The sequence below is a fragment of the Arthrobacter rhizophilus genome (assembly GCF_026241105.1).
Taxonomy (GTDB): domain Bacteria; phylum Actinomycetota; class Actinomycetes; order Actinomycetales; family Micrococcaceae; genus Arthrobacter.
In genome coordinates, this window is the sequence record NZ_JAPFFT010000058.1 from 1 (window position 1) to 11249 (window position 11249).

Here is an 11249-nt window from a genome sequence, read left to right on the forward strand (position 1 = left end):
GCCGAAACGCTACTGGGAGAACTGGACGCAAGAAAACCAATTAGCTATCGCATAGACGCTGGACTGCTAACGGGGGCTCAACCAAAGGCATTATTGCTTTGAGCCAGACGACACGCCTGAGGAGGATCTCTCCTTGGAGCAGTTGCTCGCCAACCGCACTCTGTTTGTTTCTCCAGAGGTTCCACGATAGCTGTCAAAAATCAGTCAAAGGAGGCTTAGGCCCTACTCTTTTACGAGTAAGGCCTGAGCTTTCATCAATAGATTACTGTTTTTACAGGCTGGCAGTCTGCACGGTGGCCTGTCGTTCTGGCACCGTGATGGGACAGCCCGCTTCATCGACTTCAGCGCCGCCGCCAGCGGGATCAGATCGTTGGCGATCGTTCCCGTGGCGGGGTTGGTGAGGAGGTCACGACATTGCCGAGGACGCAGGTCCAGCAGCGTCCTCCGCTGTGGAGTTCGTCTTCGGATCCGCAGGTCCGGCAGTCGACGTTGAGTCGGATGCCTGAGCATTGACGGCAGGCTGGTTGGTTGTCAATGAGGCCGGGGAGGACGCCTTCGTGTCCGCAGGCGCAGATGCCACGGGTGCGTTTGGCTTGCTGGTAGCAATAGCCGCAGACTCCGCCGTCGGGCCATCGCGCGACGGTTTGGTGGTGCTGGCCGCAGCGGTTGCAGGGGACCGGCCAGCGTGTCGGGTCCTCTGCTTTGCGTGGCCTACTCACCGTCCTCGGGTGTGACGAGGCGGATGCGCTTGGCGATCGGGTTTCCTGGTTGGATTCCGAGGTCTTCGCTGCGCAGGGGTGCGTTGGCTGTCGCTGCGGCACGCATCTCGACGAAGGGTTCGAACAGGCCGTTCGGGGTGCAGTCCAGGATGTCGCAGAGGGCTGCGAACGTCCTGGCCGGGATGCGTTCCGGCGTGGCCGTGACCAGCCGGTAGACCTGGCTCTCGGAGAGGTTGATCCCGCGGGATCTCAGAAGGGGCATCAGTTCAGTGGTCTTCCAAAGGTTGCGTTGGGCCATGAGGGCACGCAAGTTCCAGCGGTAGCCGATCCGGCGTTGCTCAGGCATCTTGGTCCTCCTGGGTGGCGATGCGACGTGCGATCATTTTCTGCACGGTTTTCTGCTTGAAGTCCGAGGATACCGATGTGTAAAGACCTGTGGTGGAGGCGTCGGAATGGCCGACCTGGGGTTGAATTATCTTGAGCCCGTCGCGGTCATGTGGCGCGGGGCTGCTTTCGCGGAGGTGCTCGATTTCCGCGCGCAGATCGGGCTGGGTGTAAAGCCACGAGCGGGAGACGCCGGCGTGTCTGGCGACGGCGTCGAAGGTGACCGGCCGACCGTCCGCGTGCAGGGTGCGCAGCGCCTGGACGGCCTTGGCCCGGGTGTATGCGGCGCGCTGTTGAGCGGCTTTGACCAGGTGCCGGCTGTTGTCGGGACGGCTCATCCGTTCGCCTCCGCCGGTTCGGTGACGTCGAGGGAGGCGATGATACGGTCCAGGTTGCCGAGCACGGTCTGGTTCATTTCAATGAGGCGGGTCTGTCGCCGCGCTTCGGCGGTGGTGACGAACATGGGGAGGAAATCCGGCATTCGCCGGCCCTCCGGCCCCATCGTCATACCCTTTCTCAAAATCGGGCGTTTGTTGGAAGATGTCGATCGTCGGGCCCAGTGGTCTTGCTTGCTACGACGGATAGTCATTGTTCTTTCGGTGGAGCACGCCCCAGTCCGGCCCTGCTGGTAATACGCTCCAACCTGGGTCGGCTCGGCCAACTGGGGTGAATCTTCTAAGGAGGCGCAGTGTGGAGAGACCAATCGGGGCGCCGTAGGCGGCGGCGCTCACGAGGGAAGCGCCGCGAAGCCTGAAACACGCGCCAATGAATCAGAGGGTCCACACATAGTCCTCTGAGTGGGAAAGATACATGGAGGAATGTTGACAAGGTGACCCACTGTACTAGAGGCTAGTCCAGTGATATGGTAATCGACATCACATCAGATCCTTTCGGGGGACAACGATGACCGGTCCGTCATATCGATATTCGTCCCGGCGATGGTGTTCCTGTTCGGGGTCATTCATCTGATCGGCTTCCGGTCCCCGGCGGACCACGCTGCCCGCCGGGGGACCGTTGTGATGAGTTCTTCTTAGGCGCCTATCCAAACCACAAATATCCCTACCGGGCATCACGCCCGGTACATCAGACCAATGGAGTGATGATGACTGTTCAACAAGTGACCCGGGAGCAGGCCGTACGGCGTGCCACCGTGGCGAGCGTGGTTGGAACAACCATTGAGTGGTACGACTTTTTCCTGTACGGAACTGCGGCTGCCCTGGTATTTCCGCAGCTGTTCTTCCCGGGCCAGTCCGCCTTTGCCGGCATTCTGGCGGCATTCGGCACCCAGTTTGTGGGCTTCGTGGCACGTCCCGTCGGAGCTGCGATCTTCGGCCACTTCGGTGACCGTATTGGCCGTAAGACCACGCTGATGGCAACGCTGTTCCTGATGGCCTTCGGCACCGTGCTGATCGGGCTCCTTCCCACGTATCAGAGCATCGGTGTCGCCGCGCCAGTCCTGCTGGTGCTCCTACGGATCATCCAGGGAATCGGCGTCGGCGGGGAATGGGGAGGATCCGTCCTGCTCAGCATGGAATGGGGAAACCAGAAGAGAAAGGGCCTGTCCGCAAGTTGGCCGCAGATGGGCGTGCCGCTCGGCCTTGTTCTGTCCACCGGAGTTGTGCGCCTCACCTCGGCAGTCACCGGAGGAGACGGATTTGCCGCTTTCGGTTGGAGGATTCCCTTCATTCTGAGCATTGTACTGATCGGGGTCGGCATGTTCGTGCGGTTGCGCGTTGTCGAGAGCCCGGAGTTTGAGGCCGTCCGCGCATCGAACAAGGTGGTCAAGTCCCCGATTCTGGAGGTTCTCAGGCGTCAGCCGAAGCAGGTCCTGCTCTCGGCCCTGTTGCGGACTTCCGAGCAGGCGCCGTTCTACCTCTTCATCACCTTCGTGCTCACCTATGCCGTCAAGCACCTGAAGCTCAACAGCAACTCCATCCTGGATGACACCCTCATCGCAGCCGCACTGGGATTGATCAGCATCCCCGTGTTCGGGCGGCTCTCGGACCGCTTCGGCCGTCGCCGGGTGTATGGCATCGGCATCGTCCTGACCGCACTCTTCGCGTTCCCCTACTTCGGACTGCTCAACACCGGCAATGCGCTCCTGGTCGGAATCGCCGTCGTCGTCAGCCTGGTGCTCCACGACATCCAGTACGGGCCGCAGGCAGCACTGATCGCGGAGAGCTTCGACCCGGACATCCGCTACACGGGTGCAGGCATGGGATACCAGCTCGCCAGCGTGATTGCCGGTGGACCGGCGCCACTGATTGCAGCCGCCCTTCTGGAGCACTACGGGGACTCCACAGCCATCTCCATCTACATCATCATCTGCACCGTCATCAGCATGGCCGCCCTCATCCTGCTGCCCAAGGCAGCGCACGCCCTGGCCGCCACAAGCCCGAAAGCCGTAGGAAAACCCGCATGAGCCTCCAGGAAGAAAGCGTGCAGGACGTGGGCACGCACAGTGCTCGTCTTCAAGAACCAGCCCGGGACCTCAGCCCTCTTGCTGTCCCCTCCGGAGAGGCGTCCGGCGGAGCACTGAAGGACCTGTTGGTGCTGGACCTGACCCGGATACTCTCGGGTCCCTTCGCCACCATGACCTTGGCGGACCTCGGCGCCGACGTGATCAAAATCGAACAGCCCGGCCAGGGTGATGACACGCGCCAGTGGGGCCCGCCCTTCCAGGGCGAAGAAGCGGCCTACTTCCTCTCCGTCAACCGCAACAAGCGCAGCCTGGCCGTTGACCTGAAGTCGGCCGAAGGCCTGGCCGCTGTACGCCAACTGGCCCTGAAGGCGGACGTGCTGGTGGAGAACTTCCGGCCCGGGACGGCCGCCCGGCTTGGTCTGGGCTACGAGGAGCTGTCGGCGGAGAACCCCGGACTCGTTTACGCGTCCATCAGCGGCTACGGCCAGACCGGACCGGACGCCCTGCGTGCCGGTTACGACGCGATCGCCCAGGCCCGAAGCGGCATCATGAGCGTGACCGGCGAAGCAGACGGCCCGCCCGTCAGAGTCGGGGTCAGCAGCGCCGATCTTGTCGCCGGCATGTGGGCGACCATCGGCATTCTGGCCGCCCTGCACGAGAAAAAGCGGACCGGCCGGGGCCAGTGGGTCGATATCAGCCTGCTCGATGGCTCCGTCTCCTGGCTGACGTATGTTTCCAGCGGATACTTCGCCAGCGGCGAGACACCCAAACGCTACGGTTCCGCGCATCCCACCATTGCCCCGTACCAGGCATTTTCCACCGCCGACGGGTTCGTCATGGTCGCCGTGGGAAACGACGGATTGTGGAGACGCTTCACCTCCGCCCTGAACAGTGAAGAGCTGGCGGCCGACGCGCGTTTCGCGACCAACCCGTCCAGGGTCGCACACCGCAAAACCCTCATCGCCCTCATCGAGGAGATCATGCTCACCCGGACCACCGACGAATGGGTCCAGGCGCTGGACCTGGCCGGTGTGCCGGTCGGCCCCATCCAGACCGTAGACCAGGCCCTCAAGGATCCGCAGGTCATCGCGCGAGGCATGGTGACCGAACTCCAGCATCCGACAGTGGGAGCGCTGAAAATGGTCGGTTGCCCGGTCCGGCTCACACGAACCCCCGCCTCCATCCGGACCGCCCCGCCCCTGCTGGGGCAGCACACCGATGACGTCCTGTCCGGTCTCGGCTTCAGCACAAGCCGCATCGCTTCCCTGCGCCAAGCCGGTGCAGTCCAGTGACCTCTCCAAGCCAGGCAGACCTGGACACCATGACGTTCGACGACTCCGGGTCCGTGGCGACCCTGGCCATTGGAACGGGTCAACGCTTCAACGCCCTGGGGCTGCAGGAATGGGCAGCGCTGGAGCGCGCAGCCACTTCGCTGGCCGGGCACGAAACACTCAGAGCCGTCGTCGTCCGCGGACGGGGCGGTGTGTTCTGTTCCGGCTCGGACCTGCGGGAATGGGAAGACGCCTCCCCCGACGCGGTCAGCGCCAGCTTCGCCGGGATGGAAGCAGCACTACAAGCCATCGAGGACCTCCCGGTCCCCACCGTGGCCGCCGTTGAAGGCTTCGCGACCGGCGCAGGCTGCCAACTAGCACTGGCCTGCGACCTGCAACTCATGCACCACTCCGCCAAAATCGGCATGCCGATAGCCCGGCTGGGCCTCCTGGTGCCGGCAACCTTCGCCAACCGCATGTCGCTCCGGATCGGCCCTGGACGGACCAAGGACCTGCTCTATGGTGGCCGACTGCTCACCGCGCACGAAGCCAGGGAAATCGGCCTCATCACCACAGCAGTGGCAGATGACAACCTCGATGGCGCACTAGGCGAACTCCTCGCCCGCTGGGAGGATCTTTCGGCCGCATCCCTGCGGGCCTCCAAAGCGGCCGTGGATCTTGGGCTAAGCCCCGTTGCGCAACCCGCCCGGCACGTGCCGCAAGGCCCCGCATCGGACCCGCACGAATTTGCCTGGCGCGTGAACTCCTTCCTGCACCGCCACAACCCGCGGCGCTAGGCAACAATACAAGCCTCCCCCTGGCCGCCCTGCCGACCCGGCGATGATATTCCGCGTCATGAAGGCAGCACGGTGCAAAGGCGCCAGGGGCGTGTGGCGGCACCAGGAGCAGCGAGATCGAGCTGCCCGGTCGGACCGCGCACTGGACAGGCCGGATCTTGACGAAAACGCCCCCGCGACCACCACAATTTCGACCATCCGGAACGGGGAAGCCCTGGTCGAGGAGAGCCGGTCTTCCAGCGCGGGCCAGGACTTCCGACCCTGCTCCAACCAGGGGTGGCGACCGGGTTGGCATCTCGGTTGGACGACAGGTTCACCCCGCCGTGATCCATGAAGAAGGGACCATACAGCCTCCGCAAGAAATGCGCAGGCAAAAGAACGGTTTTTGCAGATCCATGAACAAGGAGAATCTTTTGAAGATCAGAATTCTATCCGCGCTACTCGTCGCAGGCTCACTCGCACTGACTGGGTGCGGCGGCGCAAACACTGCCGCCGGTGCGGTCGGTGACAAGACGAACTCGACTCCCCACACTGTTGCAACCATTGCCGTGCCTAATTCGAAAACCCCGCCCTTCAGCTTCGACATCGGCGCCGTCGAAGCAGGCAAGTACTACGTAACGGACCGCAACAACAAGTCCGTTGATGTTGTCGACACCAAAACCAACAAGCTTGAAGCACAGATCACCGGCGACTTCGCCGGGAACGGAAAGACCCCTGACACCTCCGGCCCCGACGGAATAGTGACAGTCCCTGGCGCCGGAACGATATACGTCGGAGACGTCAATTCAGTAAAGGTGATTGATACTGCCACGCAGAAAGTCACTAAAAACATTCCCGTCAGCACGAACGGCTTCCGCGCTGATGAAGGCTGCTACGACCCCGATGACAACCTCATCATGATCGCCAGCCCGGGCGAATCGCCGCCCTTTGTAACCTTCATCTCCACGAAAACACAAACCATCGTCGGACACCTCGACTTCAAAGATTCAACCGGCCTTGAAGACTGCAAATACGACGCCAAGGCCAAAACCTTCAACATCAACAACGACGGCACCCCCACGAACCCGCACGGTCAAATCGACGGCATTACCGCCAGCTCCGTGACGACCGGCGCCCCAGCCGTCAGCAAGTCAGCCCCCCTCGGCGACTGCAATCCGACCGGCATGATCCTGGGTCCGAACAATGAAATGCTGATCGGCTGCGACCCACCTGCCGGGAAAGCCCTGACATCTCTCATTCTCGACAGGACCTCCCTCGCAACCATTGCCAACGTTCCCTTCGCCGGCGAGGATCAAGTGGATTACGACCCCGCGTCAAACAAGTACTTCCTGGCGGGACGCCACTGGGTTCCCGGCGGAGTCGCCTCAACGACCGGGCAGGTGTCCTCCCTGGGAGTTGTGGACGGCGCCACCCATGCTCTCAGCTATACGCTTCCGACCGGCGCCAACGCGCATTCAGTGGCTGTAGACAGCGCATCCGGGCAAATCTATGTTCCGTTCGCTCCCGGCGTCTCCGCCTTTCCGGACGGAGGTATCCAAGTGGTAGGAACACGGTAATTCCTCACCCCGGTCATCCCTCGAAACCTTGCGGCCGCTGCCCGGCAACGCATCAAATGCGACGGCCTCCCGCCCATCCACACACCTGGCGGATCGCTCAACGAGGGATGCCGGAGCGTACGGGCTTTCTGTCCCCATAATGTACGGCCGGCAGGTGGGGTACGGGCCAGGGATCAGTCCCGGCCCGTACCCCAACGTCCGCCCTCCGCACCGGACGTGCAGCCCCCGGCGATCATGTGCCCAGGCCCCTCGAGAACTGTCGGCCCTGATGTGTGGTGCACGTAGCGTTTCGTGTCTGGTTTCTTCGTTGCGGGTTGGCGTTCTCGCCGTCCACAACGAAGAAACCAAGTGCTCTCGGCTCAAGTCAGGTGTTGATCCCCTGCTCGAAGCGTTCCACCAGCGGGACCCGAACGCAGGGTTAAGGCACGGCGATTGCGAATCAAAGGCCCTCGCTGAGTTGCGGATCCGTCACGGGTCCCCGCCGGCCAGGAGCAATCAGGGAGAGCCCGGCCCTGGCCGGGCAGTGTCCACGCCAGAAACGTCCAGCAACCACGCGGCTGCGGTGTGTGATCTGAAGATATCGTTCGTTTTCACGACATCAGCGGCATCTCGAACTGCCAGATTCTTACACCCTCACGGCCTGCACCGACCGTCCAGCCCAGTTTCCGGGAATGACTCTCGTCCGCGGACCAGCCTGCTCGTCATCAGAGTCACAGATCCTGCTACAGGGAAGGCGCCCACCGCCTCGGTTCCGATGTACGGTCCTCCTGGAGGTAATGTCCCCTGCCGTCCGCTGGGGTTCGTTCAAGGAAACGATCAATTCGCCTCCGTCCATCAATGGTTCGGAAGCACGGATACCTCCGGATCGTCTCTCTGCCGTGGGCGAATGCCATTTCGACGGTCCCCAAACCAGCAATTGAAGAGGTCTCATCTGAGATCGATGGACTCTGCGAATGGGCCGGGCCGCGCGTCTCGGAGGGCCATCTACACGTAGAAGAAGCCGCCCTGAAATTGGGAAGACCGCGAATTCTCCGACCCCTGGCTAGCATGCTCCGGGACGGCACCGCCTTCACGCACCCGCCGCCGGGAACCTTACGAGCCCAGGAAACCCGTTTGGCAGCGGCGCGGCAGCACTAGGATGTCGGCTGCCATTGCTGTCGTTCCTGCGTCTGTCCATATGGGACGACTTCGCTGATGGCGACGGTAAATGAGGCGTAGTTGTGTCGCGTGACCATGACGCCGTGGCGCCCCATCTGCATTGCTTGCCGGCAGACGACGTCGACGGCGGCATTCAAGTCGCGTTCAAGGGCTTCGGGTGTATCGGCTGTGACTTCCACGACGGAGGCGGAGGACATCTTGGTCATCTTAATCTCACTTTCGAGTGGGTGGGCCGTATGGCCGTTCGGTTCTGCACCGGCTCAGGTTTCTGCCCGACGTCGGGTGCTGGGCTGTTGCAGGTTCAGGCGCGGAACGGACGGAATTGAAGCATCAGCTAAAGGGTCACGTCCGCCCAGGTTTGGGGTAACTCAGGCCGCCGCGCCCTGCTGTTCGGGTTCATGAATCGCGATAAACACCAAGGGTTGTCTGCGAAGACGCCGGCCGCGTCGCACTCGCGGCCTGCTCCGGGCTATTCGGGGAGGCCCAGGAGGGCGCTCAACGATCCGTGGTGACTCCAAATTTCATCGCCGTCGCTGCGGTGGTACATTTTTCGGGCTGATGCGCCGTTCGGCAGGATCCAGAGGATATTTCCGTCGTATGTCAGTTGGTCGACGCGCCCTGCCACGATGGTTTGATCCTTTCGGCGGATCCAGATCCGGTCGCCTCCTTTGAGGGCCGTCCAGTCTGCGACGAAACTGACCTCCGGGTGGTTTGAGTTACACCGACGGGTGCCGGGGACTGGACGGCCTGGAGGGCGTGCAATCGGGTTTGTCGGTTGCATGAGTATTCCTTTCTGATGTTATCCACCAGGTCCTACCTCGGCGCTGAGGCAGAATCTGGCTGTCTAATGCTTGCCTCACTTTGGGGTTCCGGGCTGGTTCCCTGCCCGCTGCGCAGATGGGCCGGACGGCTTTGGTTGGTGGAGGGACAAGCCCGGACGAAGCACTGTCGCGCAGTGTGCTCGTGTTCCACGTATCGCCCATCGGCGAGCGATACGTGGAACATTTGCCGGCGGATCGGATCGCAATTGTGATACGTCCACCGAAGTACGGCCGGATTCCCTTCGCCCGACTTTCGGGCTTCCTGTTGCGACGGAGTGTGGGTTTCCGACCGAAGTGTGGTTCCGGCCTTTCTAAACGACGGGAGCCGGTGACTCCCGCAGATAGCGGGCGTAGGCCGGAACTGTGAGGAAGGGGACGAAGTCCTGACCCAGGGTGATTTCTTCGAAGATGTCGCGGGCGTCCTCGAAGCGATCCCCGTTTGAGCGCTTCAGAGCGGAGAATTCCTCGTTGAGTGTTTCGCCGATCCACCTCGCCGTGATGACCGTTCCCGTCTGGGTGATGGCCCTAGTGTGGATCCACTGCCAGATCTGGGACCGGGAGATTTCCGCCGTGGCGGCGTCTTCCATGAGGTTGTGGATGGCCACGGCGCCGTTGCCGCGCAGCCAGGACTCGATGTAGCGGATGCCTACCTCGATGTTGTTCCGGATGCCGGTCTCGGTGATGGTGCCCTCGGTGGAGGCGACGTCGATCAGGGCGCGGTCGTCCGGGGTGACGTCCTCGCGTGAGCGGTCCAGTTGGTTCGGACGGTCCCCGAGTACGCCGTCGAACACTTCGCGGCACACCGGGACCAGGTCCGGGTGGGCGACCCAGGAACCGTCGAAGCCGTCGCCGGCTTCGCGGGTCTTGTCCGCGCGGACCTTCTCGAACGCTGCCGTGTTGGCGGCCTCGTCCTTGCGGTTGGGAACGGCTGCGGCCATGCCGCCGATCGCCATGGCGCCGCGGCGGTGGCAGGCCCGGACCAGTTGCTCGGTGTAGGAGCGCATGAACGGCTGGGTCATGGAGACCTGGGCGCGGTCCGGCAACACGAACCGGGGACCGCGGGTGCGGAAGTTCTTGATCACGGAGAAGATGTAGTCCCAGCGACCTGCGTTCAGGCCCGAGGCGTGCTCGCGCAGCTCGAAGAGGATCTCATCCATTTCGAAGGCCGCGGTGATGGTCTCGATCAGCACCGTGGCACGGATGGTGCCCTGCGGGATGCCGAGCAGGTCCTGGGCCAGGACGAAGATGTCGTTCCAGAGGCGGGCCTCGAGGTGGTTCTCGATCTTGGGCAGGTAGAAGTACGGGCCCTTGCCCTGTGCCAGCAGGCGGCGGGCGTTGTGGAAGAAGAACAAGCCGAAATCGACAACGCCGCCGGCAACGGGCTTCCCGTCGATGAGCATGTGCTTCTCCGGCAGGTGCCAACCGCGGGGCCGCACCACGATGGTGGGCAGTTCCTCGGCGGCACGGAGCTTGTATTCCTTGCCCTCCGGGGATGTGAAGTCGATCCGGCGCTCCAGGGCGTCCGTGAGGTTCAGCTGGCCCTGGATGACGTTGCGCCACGTGGGGGTGGAGGAGTCTTCCATGTCAGCCAGCCACACCTTCGCGCCGGAGTTGAGCGCGTTGATGGTCATCTTGCGGTCAACCGGTCCGGTGATTTCCACGCGGCGGTCCTCCAGTCCCGGTGCCGGGGGAGCGACCCGCCAGTCCGGATCGTTGCGGATCCACGCGGTCTCGGGAAGAAACCGGAGATCCTGACCTTTGGAAATCTGTTGTTGTTTCTCCTCTCGTATCTGCATCAGCCCGCATAGGGATCCCTCCGTTGCCCGGTGCAGCCGTGCCACGAACGCCAAAGCATCAGGAGTAAGGACTTCACTCTGGCGGCAGATAGGTGGGGCAATCAACGTAATCCCGTTGATAGTGAAGTTGTCAGTGACGCTATTCATTTAGGGCGGCTCCTGGTTCGGGTGAAATTGGGTGACTCTGCGGCCAAGGCGTGAAACTAGGTCGCCTTGGCCGCAAGGTCGGGGGCGCGGGCGAAGGTCCGTTAGTGGAACTGGCCTTCTTCGGTGGATCCCACCAGGGCCAGGGTGGATGCGTTCGGGTTGAGCGCAGTTGCGATGT

Annotated in this window: 10 protein-coding genes; 4 read left to right on the top strand and 6 right to left on the bottom strand. The window is 62.7% G+C overall.

The genetic code is table 11. The annotated features are described in order from the left end of the window. Positions 1 to 711: 711 nt before the first annotated feature. From OOZ51_RS22040 to OOZ51_RS22050, 3 genes are read right to left on the bottom strand one after another with little or no spacing between them, the layout of a single operon-like run. Positions 712 to 1065 (bottom strand): helix-turn-helix domain-containing protein, encoded by a 354-nt coding sequence (locus tag OOZ51_RS22040; RefSeq protein ID WP_265982097.1) that lies wholly within the window; start codon positions 1063 to 1065, stop codon positions 712 to 714. Further along, positions 1058 to 1441, bottom strand: a complete 384-nt coding sequence (locus tag OOZ51_RS22045) for a DUF6262 family protein (RefSeq protein WP_265982098.1) — start codon at positions 1439 to 1441, stop codon at positions 1058 to 1060. Before OOZ51_RS22045 ends, OOZ51_RS22040 begins: the two co-directional genes overlap by 8 nt. After that, the gene (locus OOZ51_RS22050) at positions 1438 to 1584 is read right to left on the bottom strand and encodes a hypothetical protein (protein ID WP_265982100.1); all 147 of its coding nucleotides are present in this window, start codon (positions 1582 to 1584) and stop codon (positions 1438 to 1440) included. The genes OOZ51_RS22045 and OOZ51_RS22050 overlap by 4 nt, the downstream gene beginning before the upstream one ends. 621 nt (positions 1585 to 2205) lie before the next feature. Between OOZ51_RS22050 and OOZ51_RS22055 the strand changes: the two genes are divergently transcribed. From OOZ51_RS22055 to OOZ51_RS22070, 4 genes are all read left to right on the top strand, one after another. After that, positions 2206 to 3525: an MFS transporter gene (locus OOZ51_RS22055; protein WP_265982101.1), complete on the top strand. Its 1320-nt coding sequence runs from the start codon at positions 2206 to 2208 to the stop codon at positions 3523 to 3525. Beyond that, the gene (locus tag OOZ51_RS22060) at positions 3522 to 4817 is read left to right on the top strand and encodes a CaiB/BaiF CoA transferase family protein (RefSeq protein WP_265982103.1); all 1296 of its coding nucleotides are present in this window, start codon (positions 3522 to 3524) and stop codon (positions 4815 to 4817) included. Before OOZ51_RS22055 ends, OOZ51_RS22060 begins: the two co-directional genes overlap by 4 nt. Beyond that, positions 4814 to 5593 carry an enoyl-CoA hydratase/isomerase family protein gene (locus tag OOZ51_RS22065; protein WP_265982105.1) on the top strand — a complete coding sequence of 260 codons (780 nt, stop codon included), beginning with the start codon at positions 4814 to 4816 and terminating at the stop codon, positions 5591 to 5593. The genes OOZ51_RS22060 and OOZ51_RS22065 overlap by 4 nt, the downstream gene beginning before the upstream one ends. A 413-nt stretch (positions 5594 to 6006) precedes the next feature. Beyond that, positions 6007 to 7149 (top strand): YncE family protein, encoded by a 1143-nt coding sequence (locus OOZ51_RS22070; RefSeq protein ID WP_265982106.1) that lies wholly within the window; start codon positions 6007 to 6009, stop codon positions 7147 to 7149. A gap of 1133 nt (positions 7150 to 8282) precedes the next feature. Here the strand turns inward: OOZ51_RS22070 and OOZ51_RS22075 are convergent. From OOZ51_RS22075 to aceB, 3 genes are all read right to left on the bottom strand, one after another. Beyond that, positions 8283 to 8513 (bottom strand): hypothetical protein, encoded by a 231-nt coding sequence (locus tag OOZ51_RS22075; protein WP_265982107.1) that lies wholly within the window; start codon positions 8511 to 8513, stop codon positions 8283 to 8285. A gap of 263 nt (positions 8514 to 8776) precedes the next feature. Then, positions 8777 to 8932: a hypothetical protein gene (locus OOZ51_RS22080; protein ID WP_265982108.1), complete on the bottom strand. Its 156-nt coding sequence runs from the start codon at positions 8930 to 8932 to the stop codon at positions 8777 to 8779. Positions 8933 to 9439: 507 nt separating this feature from the next. Further along, on the bottom strand, positions 9440 to 11071 hold the full coding sequence (gene aceB / locus OOZ51_RS22085) for a malate synthase A (protein WP_265982109.1): 1632 nt from the start codon (positions 11069 to 11071) through the stop codon (positions 9440 to 9442). Between the last annotated feature and the right edge of the window lie 178 nt (positions 11072 to 11249).